The sequence below is a fragment of the Nostoc sp. genome (assembly GCF_036917655.1).
Taxonomy (GTDB): domain Bacteria; phylum Cyanobacteriota; class Cyanobacteriia; order Cyanobacteriales; family Nostocaceae; genus Nostoc.
Window position 1 is genome coordinate 12,993 of the sequence record NZ_JBALCY010000023.1, and the last position, 21,503, is coordinate 34,495.

General features: G+C 41.9%; 19 protein-coding genes and 2 pseudogenes. 12 read left to right on the forward strand and 9 right to left on the reverse strand.

The features are described 5' to 3' along the window. Positions 1 to 59: 59 nt before the first annotated feature. Positions 60 to 716, reverse strand: coding sequence for a DUF3386 domain-containing protein (locus V7K30_RS10850; RefSeq protein WP_334999047.1), 657 nt, complete (start codon positions 714 to 716; stop codon positions 60 to 62). Positions 717 to 816: 100 nt separating this feature from the next. Between V7K30_RS10850 and V7K30_RS10855 the strand changes: the two genes are divergently transcribed. After that, entirely contained in the window at positions 817 to 1,494 is a 678-nt protein-coding gene (locus V7K30_RS10855) for a LuxR C-terminal-related transcriptional regulator (protein ID WP_334999048.1), read from the forward strand. 376 nt (positions 1,495 to 1,870) lie between these two features. Continuing rightward, positions 1,871 to 2,248, forward strand: coding sequence for a hypothetical protein (locus V7K30_RS10860; RefSeq protein ID WP_334999049.1), 378 nt, complete (start codon positions 1,871 to 1,873; stop codon positions 2,246 to 2,248). A gap of 296 nt (positions 2,249 to 2,544) precedes the next feature. Here the strand turns inward: V7K30_RS10860 and V7K30_RS10865 are convergent, their stop codons facing one another. Together V7K30_RS10865 and V7K30_RS10870 are read right to left on the reverse strand one after the other, a co-directional pair. Further along, positions 2,545 to 3,993 carry an AAA-like domain-containing protein gene (locus V7K30_RS10865; RefSeq protein ID WP_334999050.1) on the reverse strand — a complete coding sequence of 483 codons (1,449 nt, stop codon included), beginning with the start codon at positions 3,991 to 3,993 and terminating at the stop codon, positions 2,545 to 2,547. A 759-nt stretch (positions 3,994 to 4,752) separates the two neighbouring features. Further along, on the reverse strand, positions 4,753 to 5,148 hold the full coding sequence (locus V7K30_RS10870; protein WP_334999051.1) for a hypothetical protein: 396 nt from the start codon (positions 5,146 to 5,148) through the stop codon (positions 4,753 to 4,755). 1,399 nt (positions 5,149 to 6,547) lie between these two features. Between V7K30_RS10870 and V7K30_RS10875 the strand changes: the two are divergent. Then, positions 6,548 to 7,027, forward strand: a pseudogene (locus tag V7K30_RS10875) (zinc-dependent metalloprotease); the annotation flags it as partial. Here the strand turns inward: V7K30_RS10875 and V7K30_RS10880 are convergent. From V7K30_RS10880 to V7K30_RS10890, 3 genes are all read right to left on the reverse strand, one after another. Then, on the reverse strand, positions 7,024 to 7,152 hold the full coding sequence (locus V7K30_RS10880; protein WP_334999052.1) for a hypothetical protein: 129 nt from the start codon (positions 7,150 to 7,152) through the stop codon (positions 7,024 to 7,026). The pseudogene V7K30_RS10875 and the gene V7K30_RS10880 sit on opposite strands and share 4 nt — an antisense overlap. Before the next feature lie 58 nt (positions 7,153 to 7,210). Further along, positions 7,211 to 8,116, reverse strand: coding sequence for an alpha/beta fold hydrolase (locus tag V7K30_RS10885; protein WP_334999053.1), 906 nt, complete (start codon positions 8,114 to 8,116; stop codon positions 7,211 to 7,213). A 152-nt stretch (positions 8,117 to 8,268) separates the two neighbouring features. After that, the gene (locus tag V7K30_RS10890) at positions 8,269 to 8,778 is read right to left on the reverse strand and encodes a HugZ family pyridoxamine 5'-phosphate oxidase (RefSeq protein WP_334999054.1); all 510 of its coding nucleotides are present in this window, start codon (positions 8,776 to 8,778) and stop codon (positions 8,269 to 8,271) included. 676 nt (positions 8,779 to 9,454) lie between these two features. Here V7K30_RS10890 and V7K30_RS10895 point away from each other — a divergent pair. Together V7K30_RS10895 and V7K30_RS10900 are read left to right on the forward strand one after the other, a co-directional pair. After that, the gene (locus V7K30_RS10895) at positions 9,455 to 9,664 is read left to right on the forward strand and encodes a hypothetical protein (RefSeq protein WP_334999055.1); all 210 of its coding nucleotides are present in this window, start codon (positions 9,455 to 9,457) and stop codon (positions 9,662 to 9,664) included. Between the two features lie 45 nt (positions 9,665 to 9,709). After that, on the forward strand, positions 9,710 to 10,033 hold the full coding sequence (locus V7K30_RS10900) for a hypothetical protein (protein WP_334999056.1): 324 nt from the start codon (positions 9,710 to 9,712) through the stop codon (positions 10,031 to 10,033). Positions 10,034 to 10,127: 94 nt separating this feature from the next. Here the strand turns inward: V7K30_RS10900 and V7K30_RS10905 are convergent, their stop codons facing one another. Beyond that, a complete protein-coding gene (locus V7K30_RS10905; RefSeq protein ID WP_334999057.1) occupies positions 10,128 to 10,907 on the reverse strand; it encodes a DUF3598 family protein in 780 nt (259 codons plus the stop codon). Positions 10,908 to 11,492: 585 nt separating this feature from the next. Then, on the reverse strand, positions 11,493 to 11,741 hold the full coding sequence (locus tag V7K30_RS10910) for a hypothetical protein (protein ID WP_334999058.1): 249 nt from the start codon (positions 11,739 to 11,741) through the stop codon (positions 11,493 to 11,495). A 370-nt stretch (positions 11,742 to 12,111) separates the two neighbouring features. On the opposite strand from V7K30_RS10910, the gene V7K30_RS10915 reads away from it, so the two are divergent. The 5 genes from V7K30_RS10915 (at position 12,112) to V7K30_RS10935 (ending at position 16,555) form a co-directional block, all read left to right on the forward strand. Next, the gene (locus V7K30_RS10915; RefSeq protein ID WP_334999059.1) at positions 12,112 to 12,699 is read left to right on the forward strand and encodes a sigma-70 family RNA polymerase sigma factor; all 588 of its coding nucleotides are present in this window, start codon (positions 12,112 to 12,114) and stop codon (positions 12,697 to 12,699) included. After that, positions 12,696 to 13,043: a hypothetical protein gene (locus tag V7K30_RS10920; RefSeq protein WP_334999060.1), complete on the forward strand. Its 348-nt coding sequence runs from the start codon at positions 12,696 to 12,698 to the stop codon at positions 13,041 to 13,043. The genes V7K30_RS10915 and V7K30_RS10920 overlap by 4 nt, the downstream gene beginning before the upstream one ends. Before the next feature lie 12 nt (positions 13,044 to 13,055). Further along, complete coding sequence (locus V7K30_RS10925) at positions 13,056 to 13,526, forward strand: Spy/CpxP family protein refolding chaperone (RefSeq protein ID WP_334999061.1); 471 nt, start codon at positions 13,056 to 13,058, stop codon at positions 13,524 to 13,526. Between the two features lie 4 nt (positions 13,527 to 13,530). Then, positions 13,531 to 15,084 (forward strand): DUF1800 domain-containing protein, encoded by a 1,554-nt coding sequence (locus V7K30_RS10930; RefSeq protein ID WP_334999062.1) that lies wholly within the window; start codon positions 13,531 to 13,533, stop codon positions 15,082 to 15,084. Positions 15,085 to 15,295: 211 nt separating this feature from the next. Continuing rightward, positions 15,296 to 16,555, forward strand: coding sequence for a DUF1501 domain-containing protein (locus V7K30_RS10935; protein WP_334999063.1), 1,260 nt, complete (start codon positions 15,296 to 15,298; stop codon positions 16,553 to 16,555). A gap of 865 nt (positions 16,556 to 17,420) precedes the next feature. On the opposite strand, the gene V7K30_RS10940 is transcribed toward V7K30_RS10935, so the two are convergent. Then, positions 17,421 to 17,873 carry a hypothetical protein gene (locus tag V7K30_RS10940; RefSeq protein WP_334999064.1) on the reverse strand — a complete coding sequence of 151 codons (453 nt, stop codon included), beginning with the start codon at positions 17,871 to 17,873 and terminating at the stop codon, positions 17,421 to 17,423. Positions 17,874 to 18,255: 382 nt separating this feature from the next. On the opposite strand from V7K30_RS10940, the gene V7K30_RS10945 reads away from it, so the two are divergent. Together V7K30_RS10945 and V7K30_RS10950 are read left to right on the forward strand one after the other, a co-directional pair. Continuing rightward, the gene (locus V7K30_RS10945; RefSeq protein ID WP_334999065.1) at positions 18,256 to 18,486 is read left to right on the forward strand and encodes a hypothetical protein; all 231 of its coding nucleotides are present in this window, start codon (positions 18,256 to 18,258) and stop codon (positions 18,484 to 18,486) included. 787 nt (positions 18,487 to 19,273) lie between these two features. Further along, positions 19,274 to 21,379: pseudogene (locus V7K30_RS10950) on the forward strand (beta strand repeat-containing protein); the annotation flags it as partial. Positions 21,380 to 21,503 lie beyond the last annotated feature (124 nt).

Below are 21,503 nucleotides of genomic sequence, written 5' to 3' on the forward strand. Positions count from 1 at the left end.
AGAGCGATGCCTGCTGCGGACTGCGCCTACGCTAATTTTTAGATTACATATAATACAGCTTAAGCAGCAACAGGTTCCAACAATTTGATGTCAGAGAAAACAAATTCCTGAATAGAAACTTGTCCTGCTGTCTCGGTGCGAATCTCCCGACGATTTAGGATGAAATAGTCACCAACTTTCTCATACTCATCGGTAAATTCACTTTTACCGCCCTTTTGTTCCCCAGTTTTGGGGTCATGGTACACAGAGTCATAAGTATGGGACAGGTAGCCTTCCCCAGTGTCGTGACTGCTGAAGGTGTCAATTGTCACAAAAGTACCGTGAATTAGACGGTGAACATGGCATACTTCATTATTGCGGACTTTATATTTATCGCCCTCAGCCTTACCACCCATTAAAAGCTCAACCGCACCAGTTTCGTCAGTTTTACCATAGCTAAACGTATTGGCGCTGTGGGTGTCTTCAAAGCTGCGGCGGATGCGGTGAATTGCTATCTCCCATGCTTGACCATGAATTGCCTGCTTGGCCGACTCGTCATCTACGTCCAAAACTTCGGCTTTGAGATTGGCGCTGATGATAACTTTGCCTGTAAATACTTTATCATCTTGCTTAAAAGTGATATTTGCGGTATAACCAGGGAAATTTTTGTCCCAAGTGTAGCGGTTCTCGTAAGCAGCCCGGAAAAGTTCCTGAGCAGAGAGTTGTGTAACTGTCATGTGCTTCTCCTAGTCGCTACTGTAATTAGCGTTTTAGTTTTCTTGGTATTAGCATAGAAGTAATTGTTGAGGCTTGGATAGTCCCCAACTGGGTACACTTATGGCAAATTCTCTCCACGTCGTATTTCATGCGATCGCCAATGTCCAGAATGAGCAAGAATTAAGACTAGCTCTCACGGATAAAATTGGCGAGCATTTTGGCGTGCAAAATTGGGGTATTTATTTCCTAGATGAGCAGCCAACGGCTGATATTGATGTTCAGGGTATTCCCGCAGTATGTTTAGAAAGCAATCCAGTCGGGCGCTACGTGGTTGAGCGTCATGCTCCCGCCCATGAGCAGTTATTATTATCACCAGGAGACTGGAAGCATTTTTGCTCGCGTTCCGATCACGAACACGTAATGACCGGGCCAATTGTTTGCGATGGCCGGCTTGTAGGAACGCTTAACTTAGCTCGTGACAAGGGAAATCCTGCTTTTAATGGCAACGATTTAGCTGATCTTAGTGCTTTATGCATTCATTTATCAGCAAAAATGGCAAATCTACGGACAAAACCAAAACCAAAAATATCCAATTCCCTTTTAGTAAGTCCTTTAACAGCGCGTGAGTTAGAAATTGCCGAGTTGGTGGCGCAGGGGTTAACGAATGGGGAAATTGGGGAAAAACTTTGGATTACGCAAAATTCCGTCAAACAAGCTTTGAAAAGGATGTTTCGTAAATTGAAGGTTTCGGCGCGTGCCGAAATGGTGGCAAAGTTGCAAGATATACAATTTTCTTGACATTCTCCTCACCTTACTCCGTTGTTCGCGTAACGTCTCGCAGAGAAGAGACCTCTTGCAAAAGTCCCTAACACCCCACCCCCAACCCCTCCCCGCAAGCAGGGAGCGTTTGTGTCAGCAAATGCGGGGTGGGGTTCTTAATTTTTGATTTATGCAAGAGGTCTATTAATAACCAAGGGCTTGGGAACTAACTGTCTTAACTGTCTAGTAAATGCTTAAGTCTCGATTATTTTTGCTGCAATCAATTTTTTTAACTGTCTTATCTGTCATTGCATTTTCTTGGTGAGGGCGAGAAAATACAAACGTGAGAATAAAAAACATTTCTCAAAATTGCAATTATCTTAATAGAGTCTATTCTTTTTGAGGATAAAAAATAATGAGTTCACTCGCTCAAAGGCATCCCCATATATTAACACAAGGTCAAGGCATTCATCTGTCTGGCAATCCTATTCAGTCCGAAAATTTTTCTGTTCAAAAGACCCTACGAGATGGAGGAAAAATCCGCTTCAAAATTCGTTATTCCGCAGAACTACAGGGTTTCTGCCTGCTAGAAGTTTTTCTGATCAAAGCGCAGAAAGGAACACAAACTGCTAGCATGACCATTCCCAATGGTGGCACGACGGCTAATGTTCAAGAACAAGAGCGAGAATTTAGTATTTGGGAGCCAGGAGATTATTATTTATTTTTCAAAATGTCTTCCAATAATGGAACATTTTCTATTGAGGAATATCAACTTTATTGGTCAACTAGTTAATTATTTTTCATCGGAAATCCCAAAATTAGCAACTCTACAGTCTCATGTAAAATCTAAGCATTACCAATTAAATTATCATAGCTGATCAGGTTAATTATTTGATGAAAAGATTATAACGATGACAACAGAATGGTTTAAAATCTTTTTCAGCCCCCATTATTGGAAAACTGTAGATAGTTGTTGGCGTTGCTGATTCAAGATATAAAATAGCTTCACGCTCAAGAGAAGTTTGAGCGGAAGCTTCCTTTGCTCAAAATTGCGTGGGCGCAAGAGAAAGAGGATCTGATCGTTTTTTCTCAAGCACGTTTTTGCAATGATTCATATTCAAATTCAGCAACGCCTAGTTGTTTTTTAAAGTAAGCACGGTAGAGTTCGCAACGGGGTAGGATGCGATCGCCTTCATAAGTGATCAACCCCAAGCTTTCGAGCTTATGAGCGTGAATAGGATTGAGAGGAATGCTTTGCTTTGCGGCCACAACTTCAACATATGCGTTTAGCAAACTGGAATTTTCTTGCAGGATAGCCCAGTGTCGCCATAGATGATAACGATAGATACCGCCGTTAGCGATCGCCTCCTGTATGAGTTCTTCTAAGGTGATTCTTTGACAGCATAGATAATACAGAGCAATCCGAATTAGTGCTGGATGTCCCCCCACGAGGGACATCAGTTGGGCAACCTCGTTACTAGATGTCCAATCTAGCCCATGCCGTTGGGCTAAGTATTCTACTTGGTACTCAGTAAATTCTGGCAGACTGATTGGTAGTCCGATATTAAATGGGGAGCGGTTGATATCCAGGGAGACATACACTTCTGTGGAATAAACCACCACTAGCCTCAGTTTATGCAAGTTGGTATCTTGTCGTGCCTCCTCATACCAAGAGCGCAACAAACCAAAGAACTCCTGAGCAATTTCAGGATATTCAAAAAAGCGATCAACCTCATTTAACACTAAAACCACTGGACTTTGACTCTGCTTGAGCAAATAAGATTGTAAGTATACACTGCAACTCAACTTACAGCCTATTTCCTCATCCCAGTTGTCATCTAGCTTAGGATCAATGCCTAATTCTGTTGCAATTTGCCAGCAAAAAGAACGCAAAAGCTTGTTTAAGTTTGTCAGACAGCTTGAATCGATTTGGTTGCAATTCACGTTCACCGGGCGATAACCTTGCATCTGGGCAAAGGCTAATAGCCGCAATACAAGAGAAGTTTTACCCATCTCTCTTGGTGCTCGAATCCGAATCACACAGCCTGGTTGAATTACTTCTCGATAAACTAGTTCCTCAATGGGGGGACGTTCTACATAGAAAGGGGAATCTAGAGGTACGGGGCCATCTGGGTATGACCAAAGATTTTCCAGTTGGTTATGATGTTGAGTAACAAATGAATCCAAGGACAAAGACGGAGGTGAAAACCTTTTTTGTGTATTTAAACTAACCAAGCTAGTTTGAGAACCTTCAGTATTATTCGGCTCACTCAGAATTGCATAGTCTTCCCTGTGTAATTCTAAGTTAAAGGCGCTAAAGCACAATTTCAAGGTTTTTTGATCTACACCTGTATTCAACGACCATAATCGGTTCAGAGTTTTGGTAGAAACATTCATGCGATCGCCTAAATCTTCTAAAGTGAAGCGGTTGCCATTGTTTTGAAGTTTTTCCACAGCCAGAATCGCCGCTTGTAAACGCTTCAGCCCAGCGATCGTTAGGACAATTCCCCGCCTTCGCGTGCTTTTAGATTGCTTCATCTCGCTAATTATCTATGTGCTTTTTTATTAACTGTCTTAACTATCTCCTCATTGTTTCATGTTTTCAAACAGTTATTCAACAGTTACTTTGCTGTTATTAAAGTACTATTAGGTTTGTAAAAAAATATACTTTTATACTTAAGGAAGTTACATTAGTCGGTATAAACAAACATAACTATATTGTCATTTTTCATTCCCCTACGGAAAGCCACTGACGCTTCTGCATCAAGTGTCTTTTACTTTTTACAAAGAATAAATGACAAGCCCTAATAGTTCACTTTATTTATGCCAACTTACTATAGGACTCATATTTGATTTTTGAAAAAATTCAGTACAACTCAAAGAGGCTTCTTCCCTACTCCCCACTCCCAGCCTACGCAAATAATTTCAGAAATCAAATCGGATTGCTATAGGATATTACTTAAAGTTATCTCTTATCTGGTATTAATCTGGATTTTGCAGTGCAGATGCATCCAACAAGGTGCAGGCGATGTTTACGACTGGCGTAGCTGCGGCAACTCAAAATTAGCAATTTTCCTTTGGATGCAATACGCAGTAGGGGCGCACAGCCAGCTGTGCGCCCCTACTAAAGACTTATATTTTATGCAACTGAGAAACGGCTACAATCTTTTATCAGCAAGGGTAAGCGCGTTACCCAAGTATTAGAAGAGTTCGTTGGTTAGACCCAGCGTCCCTATGTGACTCATTTATTGGCGAAAAGTTATAAGTACTCGCTGCCAATAAAATATTGTAACGCATTTAGCGTCGAACTTGGTTAGAGATATCTTTGCCTGTCTGTGCTGCACTTTCCCCTACATCACTAGCAGTTTTCTGAGCACCTTCTACATACCCCGACCCAAATTCTTTCAAGGCTTCTGCTGACTGTTGTCCAATCTTCTGAAGTCGTTCACCAGGAGAACCTTCCGTTTCACGAGCATCTTTATTCCACTGCCCTACTGTTTTCGGTCTTTGAGCATCATTTTGCTCTACCTGTTCGCGAACTCTCTCGCCTAATGATTTGTCATTTTGCCCAGAACTGACATTCGTCGTCAGCACTAGAAAACCAACTATAACAACAGCCAAAAAAGATTTTACCTGAAGTCCTTTAAGCAGGGAACTGATGTGACCTATCGTCCTAGAAATCAAATTTATCATGCTAATTAGCTTGTTTTTTTGAGTACAAATAAAGATTAACTATAAAAAGGTAATTATCCTTCTAACAAAAGGCATATTTAATTTATAAAAAATAAAGACTTTTTAAATCTTGGGGAAGAGATGATTTGTTAAATGCATCGATATTTGCAATTCGGCTATGAGCAGGAGCAACGAGCAATACTGCCTTTCTCTGGAGAGTTTACATAACAATTGAGCTATCTGCCACATATTTACCAGAGCAAGCAAACGGGATGGAGTTAAGTAGTTCTCAAATCAGGAGAATATTAAAGCGAAAAAACTATAGTTATTATAAATATGGGACATAATGTAGATGAGCATAGATAAATATCATCTGGTCTGTCATTACGAGAAACGAAGTAATCCAAGTATTCGCGATTACCTCGTTCCTCGCAATGACATCTTAGATTTAAGAAGCTATTTATAAAGTAAAAAGAAAATTACTGTAAGGTGGATTAAGCGCATATTTTGAGATGATTTGTCACGATAAACACGATGGGAGCACCTAATGCACCATGTTACAGCAGTTTTCTTTTGCATGAAGTACAAAGCTACGGGTTTTAAGGCAGGAGGCTGTTCTTGCTGGAAGCATGAGGTAGAAACTCTTTATATCTGATTTTGAGTCCTGCATTGTGTACCTTAATTACTTGCAAACTGCTGTAGATAGCGGTGCGTTAGGCTAATGCCGTAACGCACCCTAACTTTTGATTTACTTTATAAATGTAGGACTTACGCAAAATTGTCTCAAAAACCTGATTTGTCGTAGGGGTAATTCATGAATTACCCCTACTTCAGAACTTTTTTGCGTAAGTCCTGAAATGATTTCTAATTGCGCCTACCCACTTAACTGTATGTCGTTAACAGTTAGAGTCAGATGTGAAATAACTTTTGTAGCACTAAATACATTTTTAATGCTAGATTTAGTTTTGAATACAGATAGAAGTAAAAAAACATGTATCTTTAGATGTGTAAATTATCTATCTTAAGATATAGATAATTAATGGATAATTCCTAGAGAGCTACTAATAATAATCAATAGTCACACGACTTTTAGGCTAGAGGCGTTGTTTGTCTGACTGAGTGGATTTATACCGTAATTCATAAATATTTGAGGAACTTGCAGATAACAAATTAATCACATTTTTTCATCAACACGAGAACTGCTTCAGGTGGAAAGCCAAAGGATGAAATACTGGATAAGCAAATTAGGAATCTGTATAGTATTAATACTGTTTAACTTGTTACTAGTAACTAATTACGCGGGGGAAACCAGCTTTCAAATATTGATGTACAACAATTAAATGCACTCCCATATGTTGAAAACTTAGCAAGTGCTGAAAATAATCTTGCTAAAGGTAAAAAGGAAGATTTTCGCCAATTTGATGCTTTCAGTTTTTCTCCAAAATTACTGAATCAACTGGCACCCTTGCGCTGGGAACACTGGGGTAGTTCTGTACCTAACAACCGCCTTGATTATCCAATTCACGAAAGTATTTTGAACTTCCAAAGTGCCGTACTGCGATCGCTATTAGACAGCGATCGGCTCAATCGTTTACAAGATATAGAATTAAAAACCCAGCCTGGGCAAGCACTTTCAATGCCCGAACTGTTCGACACTCTGCAAACAGGCATCTGGACAGAGGTTTTTGCCTCAAAAAAACCAAAGCCAATTTCTAGCATCCGCCGTTCACTGCAAGGGGAATATCTGAATATTTTGCTAGAGATAATGTTGGGTACTACTAATACACCTGAAGATGGTCGGACATTGGCTTGGTATGAATTGCGCCAACTGCAAAAAGCCATTAGTGTTAGGCTCAAACAACTTAGTGAAAGCCTTGATATTTACACTCTAGCTCACTAGGAAGTTTCTAGCGATCGCATCACGAAAGCATTAAATGCACAGTTGCTCTCTAAGTAACAGGCGAAAGTTAACTCTAACTCCAAACTCCAAACTCCAAACTCCAAACTCCAAACTCCTAACTCCAAACTCCAAACTCCTAACTCTAACTCCTAACTCCTAACTCTAACTCCTAACTCCTAACTCCTAAAGATACCTTTGCAATAGACCAATGAAAACTTCTGGCATTTCCAAGTGAGGTAATATTCCTGCATCTGCGATCGCATAAAAATCTTGAATTGCCCTTATATTTAAATTTGCCAAGCGTCTTCCTAATTTGATGCTAGTAAATTGTGCCTTTTCTCCCCAAAAAATGACGGTGGGAATTGTCAGTTGCTGAATATATAAACTCAGGTCAAAGTAAAGATCACCCCGCAAAAATGCTAAAGCGGCAAACTTGGCATTAGGCTGTTGTGCAGAGGTTAAATAAGCCTCCACCATTTCTTGAGATACTCGTTGTGACTTGGCAAAAAGAAAACTTTGTAAAAAATTTCGGACTGCAATTTCATTTTCAGCACCAAGCATGTAAATAAAATTGTCCAACAGAGGCGTATTGATCACCGAAAGCGGAAGTCTGCGTCCAGCACCTTGTCCAAAATCATCAAATCCAGAGGGTGACACCAAAAACAGTGCTTTGAATAAATTGGGTTGAACAATAGCTAGGCGGATAGCAAAAGCGGCTGTTAGAGACGAGGCTACCACCGTCACCGGCTGACGACAAGTTTGGATGATAAACTCTGCGATCGTGCTGAGATAATCCCTAATTTTATAATCCCGGACTGGATGAGCCGATTCTCCCCAGCCGATTAAATCGGGGGCTAAAATATGGTAATTAGAGGCAAAAGCCGGGTAAACTTTAGACCATTCATATGCAGACGCCCCACCACCAAAGTTGTGGAGAAACAGTAGTGGGCGTAAATCTTCAGTATCAGCGATCGCTCCGCCCGCCGCAGGCATCGCCCAAGGTGCATTCGTTTGGGTATAGTAAACCATTGCCCCCAAGGATGTATGGATAAGTTTATGTCCAAAGCCAGGAGGTTTAAACTGAAGCATAAAATTAAAAAGTTTAGTTTAATAACACTTTACCCGAAGGCAAAATTATGAGGTATAAAGTAAAGCTTACCGATAAATCCCAGAGGAAGTAAACTTTTTGTCTTCTAAGCTGTTCTATATTTAATTTGCATACAGTTAAACTAATTCATAATTCATCCTTGCTTTTTGCCGGCATCTCCTGTGATTTGAACAACTTGATTGAGGTTATCACCACTGATGTGATACGCTCCCCCAAAACCAACTACAAAACGACCTTCACTCGCAGTTAACTGGAAAATCCGAAAGTCAGACAAGCCGCGCAAAACCTCGATGATTTGACCAAAGCGCCCTTGAAATTGCTCAACAATTTGATTCCACTTGTCAGTTTCACGCTCTATCAAAGTTGCTGTACAATCAAAACTCAAACGACGACGGGCAAAAATTAGATTACTCTTAGCTTCATCCTCAATAAACAAGACACTAACATGAGGATTGGCATAGAGATTTTTGGTATGAGTTGAAAGACCACTGACGTAAATGTAGATATTCTTGGAATCATCCATTACAAAGGGAGCATAACTAGCATTGGGTATTGCCTGGGCACTCACGGTGCTAATGATTACACTCTCAAATGCTTCAGGAAACTTTTCGTACTCAGCTTGAATGTCTTCAAGTTGGCTCATAAGTAAATTACCGTTTGATGAGGAACACCTAACTAAGTATCCTAACGTGATTGAGCGATGTCTACGACAGGCTGTGACGCTCGTTCGCCCTTGGCGTCTCCCTTTGGGAGAAGACTCGCTCTAAGCGTACTCCTGCAAAGAAGCAAGCTACGCGTAGCGTCTCTAAGAGTTGCTATGCCGTTGGCGTACCCCTTCCCTACGGGACGCTCCGCGAACAGGGAAGCAAGCTACGCTATCGGCGTCACATGAAACGCCAAAGATTTAGCTTAATTGTAGCTAGTGCACGGCGTCAGTTTGCCTATCTTTAACAAGGGGATTTTGCCTTAAGTCTTGTTAATTGAGATGTTAGCTGGATTTACGCGCCAGGTGTACTAGTCTCCCTCGTTAGAGTGAATAGGTTATAGGTATCCCCTGTACCCTCTTCCCTGATTAAAGCAACTCAACATTATCCAAGTTATGAGTACCGGAGGATTTGGAGAAACAGACATTGGGCTAGACTGAATGACCAAAATAGCTTTATGATTCTCTACAAAAGCATATTTGAAATTATTTAGGTCTACTACCAAAATATTCTCAAGTCATTCTGGAACATGGTGAATCACTTTTAAGTGATTTGTGCAATGCGGGTATTGAACGTTCTTACAGGGTCAAATAAAGTGCAGGGAGATGAAAAAGTATGGCTGAACACCCATTTCATGACCAACTGAGTTTAGAGGAACAAGCTGAAAAACTCGGAAAGCAAGCAGTAAGTTTGGGTCTGATTCCAAGCTTTGTGGTGCATTACTTTCCTGATACCTGGGTATTTTACATGCCTAATGAAAGTCAATCAGTTGCGCTGACACCAGAAGAGGCATACTTTCGTTTAAAGCAACTGGTTAAACAGTAAATATTTTGACGACAGATTTCTGAAGACAACGGCTAGGCACTGCAATTGTTGAGTAACATCCTGGCGCGTAACCAGATTCCATACAAGTGGTTAAACATTGAACTGGAGCAAGATGCCGCAAAACTGGTGGAATACGCACAAGCTGATGGTAGACAGCAATTGTCCTTGCTGCTGTTTCCCGATGCTTCCAGATTAATTCAACCATCTAATTTAGATATTGCCGCTAAAATTGGACTGCAAACCCAGGCAGAGCGGTCTTTCTATGACTTGGCGATTGTGGGTGGTGGGCCTACTGGACTAGCAGCGGCAGTTTATGGCGCTTCTGAGGGATTGAGTCCGGTCTTAAGGGACTTCCAAAGAATAAATTAATCAACAAAAATTAAGAGTACATTTTTACTAGTTGATTATTTTATTTTTTGGAAGTCCCTTGGCTATATTGGCAAAGCCCACCAATTCGGGAGGATCAAATGTGCAGGAGTTCCAGAGTCAGTGCAGCAAAAGCGCCAGACTCATCATACAATACGCTCAATTGTTGCAATTTGGAGTCTGTCACCAGCCAATTCGCTGCCAGAATCAAAGGAGTACCAACACTGACTTTATCTGGACAACTGATAGAAACTCCGTCAGGTAAAAAGAAGGTATTTTGTCCTTCCCAACTAGGGTGTAGTTGAGTTGGTACAGGCTCAGAAATCTTTAAATCAGGGGTAATGGTGACGGAGGTTCCTTGCCAATTGCCACTCAGATTTCTCTCAGATACCTGTTCTATTTCTTTAGACCAGTATTTACTAGGGAAACCTGTAGCATCTTCACGAATGTTCGCCGTTCGGAACAAAGCTCCTTGCTGATCGTAAACAATACCGACACTATGTCGTAGTTCCTCGTCCTTAAAAAATAATTCAACAGCAAAAAAGGAGTCAATTTTTAACTGCATTGTCACCCAAGCAGCATGACCTGATTCAAAGAACAACCCCCTCATCCACTGACTTTGGGGGTGAAAAACCCCATCAAGTAAGCTATTAGACTCCAAGTTATATTCCCAACTTTCTGACTTGATTGTGCCATCAGCATATATATAGCGATTAGTGTGAGCTATTTCTGTGTGCTGTGGATTGCTCTGAAAGCTTCTCAGACTACGAAACGACTCGGTAACTTCTCCTTGGGGCGAATATCTTGTCCAAATACCGTGCCAGTCGCACAAATGGTTTGCTGTCAAATTTTTCCAGTTTTGTGCTTTTAATTCCATATAATTATTCACCTGCTAATTAACTAATTTTTCTCTAACTTTTCCCTAGATTAAGTCGTTTGAGGGGCAAAAGCTATGCTTTCATTGCTAGTGTTATAAAAGGTAATCGACCACAGGTTTAACGTGGATTCAACAACAACGTATTTCAATAATTGGAGGAATTATGACGATAAATCCTAGAGATTCCAGCAGATTCAATATAAGTAAATTAGCGGTTACGAGTCATGACAATTAAGCAGCATTTATTACTTGCTCATTATTGGGTGTCCACCGAGATAACGGCAAAATGGGAAACGTTGTAAATAAATATTGCAGAGTCGGACTTATTTATTTACTAACTTACCCAAAAATGATATCTAGCGAATCAAAATTTTGCATGTACAATGATTCTGAAAACTTACTCTCGCATCTTTAGCGACAACCTGGACGGCTCACTTGATTTATTGAAAAAACTGGTTGGTCGAGTGCCATTCCCTTTTGAAAATTTTTCCTCTGATGCCACAAAAGAAGGGAAGTTATTGCCTCCCTTCTACTTTTTATCGATCTAGTGTATTAAGTGCTAATCTCTTAACTGAGAGTGATTTCTTATCGATAGTCATACTCATGTCTAGAGCGCCATTCACGTTTTTCATGTTGTCTACGTTGCCATTCACGGCGCTCACGTTCTTCACGCTCTCTACGTAGCAATACTAGCCTCGCTTGTTCTCGTTCGCGCCACTCATGTCGGTGATCGTTTCCCAAAATTACTTCTAGAGCAGATGCACGCTCTGCGAAAACACTCGAAGTTAGCAAAACGCCTAACAAACAAGATGAGAGAATTCTTTTCATGTTCATAAAGACATACCTTTGATTGAACCAGAAATCTATAGTTTTAGACTTATTTCTTTCACAAAAGGTTCAATTAGGGGAGACGGCTTTCAAAAAATACCAGCCGTGTTCTCAATTGCTGGTTGTGTGGCGTGGATCTGGATGGCACTTCATATATAGTCAGATATTACACGTTTCGGCTGGTCTAAAATACTTACCTAAACTTAGTAAAACTAGATATTAGTAAATGAATTGCTACGTATTGAGAGCCGTAGTTACCTTGAACAGGTGTTGTTTATGCCCCAACTTCTAACCCATTTGAACCTTTTTCCCATTCATCCAGTCTAATAAATACAAGCAACGAAACGGATAGAGGAGAACGCCTCAGGTGTTAGTTGTGCCAGCCAAGATTTCAAAAACAAATCAATTGATTGGTGAATCAGAAAGCGAATCTGACAGTTATCTAGTACAGCAGTGCTTGCGAGGTCATACCCAAAGCTACGGTCAGCTTTACCGTCGCCATCAGCAAAGAGTGAGGTCAATCCTCTACAAACTCTGTACTCCTGCCTGCCTGGATGATGTGGTGCAGGAAGTGTTTCTGCAAGCCTGGAAAGGATTACCCAAGTTTCGCCAAACAGCAAAATTTTCCACCTGGCTATATCGAATCGCTTGGAACGTGGCTTATGACCAGCGACAGGCAGATGTTAAAAGGCGAACTCAATTACAGATTCTGAGTGAAAAAACTCCTACCCAACAGGAAGCCCCAGAGTTAATGAATCTGCATTATCAAGACCTTGTGCAACGGGGACTGGCAAACCTAAGTTTTGACCATCGCACGATATTGGTTTTGCATGATTTGGAAGAAGTACCTCAAAAAGAGGTAGCACAAATTCTAGACATTCCCCTGGGAACAGTCAAGTCACGCCTATTCCATGCTCGTGCTGCCATGCGTCAATTTCTCCAAAACCAAGGAGTACAGCTATGACTCAGCTCCCCAATGATGATTCTGACCTAATTAATTTTCTCTGCCAACATCGCCCAGAAGTTCCGCCAGCCTCGCCTGATTTGGAACAACAAATTTTACAACAGGTGAAAACTTGGCCTCAAGCACCCTTACGCCACTATTCAAGGCTGAGGTTAGTTCTGCCTGCCCTTGCTGCTGGATTAGTATCTGCTATAGTTGGCTACCGTGCCTTCATACCGGCTCAACCGAGTCCGGCTGAACTTGCCACATTAGAAACTTTTATTGAAAGCAATTGGCAAGGTACAGTCAGTAACGAACATCTGGAAAGTGATGTATGGCATTTTACAGATTTAGATACTGAATAGGAGATCGCTTTGATGTTAATCCGTCGTGTTTCCATTTTGGCGGTGGCGATGATTGTCCTTGGTAGCACTATTGCTCTGGCCAAGCCAACTTTAGTTTCACGCCAAGTCATTGCCCAAACCCCCACAAATGTACCTCATCCAAATCGTGGTAAATCAGGGGGATGGCTCAAGGATTTGAATTTGACATCCCAGCAACTGCAACAGATTAAGGAAATTCGTAATCAATCCAAACAGCAGATAGCCCAAAAATCACAGGAGATACGTCAAGGGGAACAGGAATTACATGACCTGATAGCAGGGACAGCTACTAAAGAGCAAGTGCGTGGTAAATATAACCAAATCAAGCTTGTAAAGCAGCAGCTTGCTGATACCCAGTTTGAAAATACGCTTGCGATTCGGGAAATTTTGAACCCAGAGCAACGACAGAAATTTGCCGATCGCATGTATAAGAAAAATCCCCCACCTATAGCACAGCACAATTAACTCTATGACTGTAAAGCCGAAATATTGGGTATTGTTGCTGTTGATCTTACTGGGAGGAATTGACCCCAGTCATGCAGCCTCCACACCTGTTGACCCAAAAGTATTACATATAATAAATCGCCTCAGCTTTGGCCCTCGTCCCGAAGATGTGCAAAGAGTGGAGTCTATGGGTGTAGAGCGATACATTCAAGAGCAGCTCTCACCCGAATCGATTCCCGAACCACAAAGTCTCACCAGCCAACTAAAGCAGCTAGATACTCTCCACTTGAATCCAGTGGAACTCTTAGAATATGGCACAACTCATCTCCCAGGACAAAAACCCAGCCAGTCAGAAAAAAAAGCTGCCAACAAGTGGGCTAAAAAGGTGCTAAATGAGGCAGTCCAGGCGCGATTATTACAGGCAACTAGCAGTCAGCGACAACTCCAGGAAGTGATGGTGGACTTTTGGTATAACCATTTTAATGTAGATGCTGCTAAAGGACGCGATCGCCTCTGGGTAGGAGCTTATGAACAACAGGCGATTCGACCCTATGCTTTGGGTCGCTTTCGTGACCTGTTAGGGGCAACAGCTCATCATCCAGCCATGCAGTTTTATCTGGACAACTTCCAAAATCGGGCTGACAGCCGCCCTGATGCCCAAGGTAATGTCCGAGGTTTGAATGAGAATTATGCCCGCGAACTGATGGAGCTACACACTCTCGGTGTGGATGAAGGTTATACTCAGCAAGATGTGATTGCTCTGGCGCGGATTTTAAGTGGTTGGGGTTTCAGTCGTGCCGGTCAGCAGACAGATAATAGTTTCGGATTTTACTTCAACCCAAAGCGTCATGATTTTAGCGACAAAGTTTTCCTGGGACACACAATTAAAAGTGGTGGTGAAGCCCAAGGTGAGGAAGCTTTGGATATTTTGGCTCGAAGTCCGGCAACTGCACGTCACATCAGCTATCAGATAGCTGAATATTTTGTCAGCGATCTTCCCCCAACTACTCTGGTAAACAATCTCACACAACGTTATCTTGCCACTGATGGCAATATTCGTGAGGTTCTTAAAACCCTATTCCACAGCCGGGAATTCTGGGATGCAAAAAACTTTAATGCCAAGTTTAAAACACCCTATCAATACGCTATCTCGGCAGTACGAGCCACGGGTGTCGAAGTGAAGAACACAAAACCAATCTCCAATCTGCTGCAACAGTTGGGAATGCCCCTATACGGTTGCCAAACTCCAGACGGTTACAAAAACACAGCAGATGTGTGGTTAAATCCTGATGCAATGAACCGCCGCCTCAGCTTTGCATCAGCGATCGCCAATGGAAATTTACCCTTATCAAGCATCCCCACAAATATGGAAGAGAGGGAGAGAACACCAGGACAGGAGAAAATCGGCACAGGCCAAGGACTTTTACAAAAGTCTCCCAGTATTCCTGTAGATGCTTTGCAACTAACTAATACATTGGGCAATTCTTTTTCAGTGAAAACGCAAAAGGCGATCGCCTCTAGTTCCCCTCAAATCCATAGTGCTTTAATTTTGGGCAGTCCAGAATTTATGCATCGTTAGTTACACAATTGTGAAGTTATAAAACTCAAATCATTAAGTGGTCTAGTCAGCACGGCTTCAAAGCTTACGCGAAAGCAGCAGTGTCTAAAGACCTGGGTTGCTGACATAGCAGTTCTGACCCAGATACAGTGAAGATCAGATATTTCTATGTTTTTACAAAGAACTTGTATTCTACCGAATTTAAAACAGCCATAACTCAGTAATTTTAATTATGAAAAGACGCAACTTCCTAATCCAAGGTGGAATTTTTTCAGCTTCCGCAATCACAGCCGTAAGCAGCAATGCTTGGATAGCTAGATCCGCTACCCCAAACAGTGACCAGAAGCGCTTGATTGTAATTTTCCTCCGGGGGGCAGTAGACGGTTTAAACGTCGTGGTTCCTTACTCAGAAACAGCTTACTATCAAGCCCGACCGCAAATTTCTATTCCTCAACCAGGGAAGGAAGGGGGAGTAATAGATTTAGATGGACGCTTTGGGTTGCATCCAGCATTAGCTTCTTTGATGCCCGAATGGCAGCAGAACAGTTTGGCATTTGTTCACGCTTGTGGTTCTCCCGATCCAACTCGTTCTCACTTTGATGCTCAAGAATACATGGAAAACGCTACGCCTGGTGACAAACATACTCCGAATGGTTGGATGAATCGTTTACTAGGGGTGATTTCTCAAAAAACACCCATCCAAGCAGTAAGTGTCGGAGAAACAACACCCTGGATTTTTTCTGGACGGATGCCTGTAGCTAACATCGCATCAGGGAGAAATGCTAACAGACCTTTGCCAATAGATCGTCCTCAATTAGCAGCAGCATTTAACCAACTTTATAGCGGTAATGATGCCCTAAGTCAGACCTATCGCCAAGGACAGATGGCGCGTCAGGCGATCATGAATGACCTAGATAGTGAAATGAAAATGGCGAATAATGGTGCGCCTTCACCTGATGGCTTCGCCAGCGATGCCCAACGATTGGCGCAACTAATGCTCAAAGACCCCAGAATTGAATTAGGGTTTATGGCTTTGGGGGGTTGGGATACTCATGTCAATCAAGGTAGCACTCAAGGACAGTTAGCTCGGAACCTAGAAAAATTGGGTTCAGGTTTGACCGCTTTGGTCAAAGGTTTGGGGAGCGTTTACCAGAATACGACAATTGTCGTGATGTCCGAGTTTGGTCGTACAGTCAAGCAAAATGATAACGGTGGTACTGACCACGGTCATGGAAATGTCATGTGGGTTTTGGGCGGTAATATTCGCGGTGGTAAAGTTTACGGTGAATGGCCTGGTTTATCTACAGCCCAACTTTACCAAGGTAGGGACTTGGCTATTACTACTGATTTTCGGGATGTTATCTCTGCCGTGTTGTCAGATCATCTACATCTCAATGAAGCAAAATTGAATCAAGTGTTGCCAAATTACACCTCTACTCAGAAAGTAGCATTAACGCTCTTCCATCACTCTTATGAGAGAATAATAGAGTAAAGTGTCGTAAACTCACTGGAACCCTGATTATCCAAATACCGATGCCTATACAATCATTGCTAGGCTGGTTGATTGCCGCCACAAACGAATTGCCCAGCCTACTAAAACGCATTCATTCAAGGCAAGACTGAAATGTGTTAGGGGATAAATTATTGACATAAGTAATGTATTCACATAGCACAATGTATTCCAAGCGCAAATGCTGACTGCTTAAGCCGATAAGGCTAATTTGTGCCTGGAATAAAAGTTAGAGCGACTTATTCACTAAACTTGTAATTGTAATTCCGGTTAAGAGGTTGTTTGAAAAGTTCTATTGTAGGTATCAAAACGTTCTAGATTCTCCTAAATCCCCCGATAAATTGGGGGATTTTAATTCCAGTTCCCCCCTTTTTAAGGGCAGGGGTGTTTCATTCTATAAGGTCATGATTTTGTCAAGAGTACTCACTGGGAAATTTAGGGAAGTGGGAAAAATAAAAATTACCACTTCAACGGATAAATTTAAGTGTGATCACCATTTTCTTGTCCAATCAGATTTTTTAGTAACCTGATTTTTTTGCTTGAAACGCTTGTAAATCAGCGTCTTTTAGGGAATGAAACAGCCCTGCTTTTTAAGGGAGGTTATGGGAGATAAATAAGTGCCTAAAATCACAGCCAAATACTTTTCAAACATCCTCTAAACTCGACTTTATCCAAAATTAAGAACTTGGTTTCCTTGATACAGCAAAACCCTAGCTTTTTGGCAAAAACTTTTTCCATGTCACGGATTCTCGGTGAAATCGAACAAGTAAAACTATTGTCCCACAAAGCTTTCAGCGTCAGATTGAGCGTTGCCAAAAAATGGATAAAGTCGAGCTAAAACTGGTGTCTAAAAATCATCCGATAAAACAACTGTTAGGTTGGTGTTAAGTTTTGGTGCAAAACCACTTCCTTCAGCTACATAAGTAATCGCTCCTCCTGCTTCTAAAACAGCAGGACCACCACAGGCTTTAATTAAATCAACACCGTCTTTCACTTGAATATCTTGACAACCGAATTCAAGTCCATTTGGGCTAGTAATTTTAATCTTATTAATTGTTCCAGTTTCACCAGCCGGTAAGGAAAGTTTAGCAGAGCGAATAACTGTTGTAGCTGGCAAAGGATGTGTTGTGTCGATACTCAACTTTCCTCCAGTAATTGTCGCTTTTTCCGTGATAATTAAGGTAGCAAGGGTGCTTGGCGCTGCGATCGCTGATGTAGAGAAATAGAAAACCAGAAATGATAGAGCAAATGCTAAAATCTTGGTCAAGCGCATGGACTTCTTGAGTGAATTCATGATCATTTTTGTTTAACCTGTAATTTTTAATGCCAGCTAGAGGAAAGATTGCCTCCATCGCTGTACTTAAAAGCTATGATATCAACTAAAAAATGTATCTAGTAGTACCCTTGAGGGTACTATTAAGTTGAGTTGTCATTTCATGGCAGCTGCGCGAATGACCTTACCAAAAATCTTTGGCTCATCTGCTAGCTTCTGTTGGAAAGCAAAAGCAGGTTTACTCGTGCTCAACGCCTTGGGCTAATATCTTTTTGAGTTCCCAACGCAATTTTTCCCGCGATCGCTGACACTGCTGCCCATAATTGCACCAGGTAAGGATTGACATAGACTGCTGTGGTTTCGCCTTGTGGGGGTTTGAGCCTAAGTTGATAAGGAGCATCTGGTTCTTTTGGTGTGTAGAAAAGCTAACATCACCGAATGGCTGGCTACCCTACACCGGGTTAAACAGGTTAATAGCAGCAATTTGGCGGTTACTATTCATGGTATCATCAGTATTCCTGGTGAGATTAAAACCTGCGACCAGTTGATGCCCAATGCTGCCAGTGGCAAACTTACCCACCACATAAGTGTCAAGATTATAGGTTCTCCCATCATTCACACCTTTGTAGCCTCTGCGTAGGGTACGCTTATCGTCTTTTATTATTTCAAGGATCTAACAAGTTTCCTCCCTTGGAAGGCTGTCTTCTCCTGTCGGAGACGCTCCGCGAACGACACGCTCCGCGAATCGATCAAACTTCACATTACCTGCTGCTTTCTGCAAATTATTGACTATCAAAATGTTAGAAATACACAATTTTAAGTATTTTTATATACACAAACAGCATTTAATGTGAAGAGTATGCAAAGATGTGGCTTTCAGTATAGACATCTCAGTAAATATTCATATATGGTTATCACAGTGTTATTTAGATGTTCTGTATTTTTAAGCTAAACACCCACGGGCAATAGCCCACAACGGGGTTATAAAAATCCCTTTCCCTATCAAGAGTTAACTGTTCTCTATTTTTAAGAGAGTAGGACTGACTCATTGACAAAAAAACCAAATTATCAAGTGTGAATTTGAGGCATTCAAGCTTGATTTGACAACGCTTTTTCAGCTATGCCTGCGTTGGGCTACGCCTACGCTATTCTATAAAGGATGGTTAAAAAAAGCCTAAACGACTTATTTGAGTTAATTCATAGATCATGGATTTGTATAGTGCGTGAGACTTTGATACTTAAATAGGTGCTACTTGCAAGCTGGCCAATAGATTGGATTTTCGAGAAAAATTACTCTCTTTCAAGAGAGACACAAAAGTATACCAAAAGTGTCAACTCTCGGCGAGTTATTGTCCTCTAGAACAGCACTAATTTAGGGCTGAGAACTTAATAGTTACTAAAAAAATAGATTTAGTCAGGTAAAAGTTATGGTAAATATCATTGGAACTAACGGTAATAATACTCTACTTGGTGGTAACAGCGCGGACACGATTAACGGTAAAGCTGGCAACGATACCATCATCGGGAACAGGGGCAACGACACCGTGACTGGTGGTGGCGGCAAGGATCAATTTGTTTACAACTTGGGCGACGGCACTGATACTATTACCGATTTTGGTGGTATAGGTAAAGGAATAAATCCAACAGCAGCAGTCATTGCCGAAGTGGATATCATCAAATTCCAAGGTGCTGGTTTCACTGCCCAAAATTTACTGCTCACCCAGAATGGCAGCAATTTGGAAATCACCTTTGAAGGGCAAGATGGTACAAAAGTCATCCTGCAAAACTTTAAATTAGAAAACTTGGAGAATCTAAAAGCTTCTAGAACAAAACCAGCTTTTGGTAATATCCTGTTTGATGGGCAAACTAGCATCACGGACAATTTTAATGTCCTGGATGCCAACTCCACTGAAACTAGCATCGGCATCAAGAACACAGTGACCTTCCTCAATGACCTATCCAACAATATTACGGGTTTAGACAACTCAAATGATGTCGTTAATGGTCAGGGGGGTAATGACAAAATCGATGGCTTGAGTGGCAACGACTTGCTGCGGGGTGGTCCGGGGAATGATACTCTCGTTGGTGGTAGAGGGAATGATACTCTCATTGGTGGTACGGGGAATGACCTGCTGCAAGGTGATATAGGAAATGATATTCTCATTGATAGTGCGGGCAATGACACCCTTAATGGTGGTGCTGGTGACGATTACTTGAATGTTGACATTTCAACAGGTAATAACTTGCTCTCTGGTGGCGATGGCAATGATACTCTCTCCGCGTCTGACTATGGCGCTTCTGGTAAGAACACCCTCAACGGTGGCGCTGGTAACGATTACTTGAGTGCTGGCATTTCAACAGGTAATAACCTGCTCTCTGGTGGCGATGGCAATGATACTCTTAGTGCCTCTGGTAGCTACCGAGATGGCGCTTCTGGTAAGAACACTCTCAACGGTGGCGCTGGTGACGATTACTTGAATGCGATGTTTTCAACAGGCGCTAATCTGCTCTCTGGTGGCGATAACAATGATACTCTCTCCGTCAATCTTGCCGTTGGGAATAATACCCTCAACGGTGGCACTGGTGATGATTACTTGAGTGCTAACATTTCAACAGGCGCTAACCTGCTCTCTGGGGGCGATGGCAATGATACTCTCTTTGCCTCTGACTTCGAGGGCTACAGGTATTGGAATACCTCTGGCAATGACACCCTCAAAGGTGGCGCTGGTAAGGATTACCTGAATGTTAACTATTCATCAGGCAATAACCTACTGGATGGGGGCGATGGAAATGATACTCTTTCCGCCTCTGACTACGGCTACGGCTGGGGAGGAAATTATTTTGGTACCACTGGCAATAACACCCTCAATGGTGGCGCTGGTAACGATAACTTGAATGTTGATTATTCATCAGGCAAGAACCTACTGAATGGGGGCGATGGCAATGATACTCTTTCCGCCTCTGGCTACCAGTACGACAACTACTTAGGCGACGACCAGGCAGTCTATCGGAGAACATCTGGCAATAACACCCTCAATGGTGGCGCTGGTAACGATAACTTGATTGTTGATTATTCAACAGGCAAGAACCTACTCCTTGGGGGTGATGGCAATGATACTCTTTCCGCCTACAGCGCATTAGGCAATAACACTCTTGATGGTGGTAATGGCAATGATATCCTGACAGGTGGCAAAGGTAATGATAGCCTCTATGGAGGATCTGGTACTGATACCTTTGCTTTCAATAGTTACAATGAAGGTGTTGATCGTCTTGGTGACTTCAACGCCACTAATGAACTGATTCAGGTATCGGCTGCTGGTTTTGGTGGCGGGTTATCAATAGGTTCACTTCAGAAAAGTCAGTTTACCCTCGGAACATCTGCAACGACAAGCAATCAACGATTTATCTATGACTTTTCTACAGGTGGACTGTACTTTGACCAAGATGGTAGTGCGGCTGGGTTTACTCAGGTAAAATTTGCCCAACTATCTGCTGGATTGTCACTAAGCAACAACAATTTTGCGGTTGTTTAATCGAAATTAGCGTTTTTCCACACTAAGCGGTACGGATTGCAAGGTGCTTTTGTAAGCACCTTGGATTCGATTGTTAAAAGCAATTAGTGTTAACAGAGAGTAGATGTTGGGTTTTGTTGCTTAA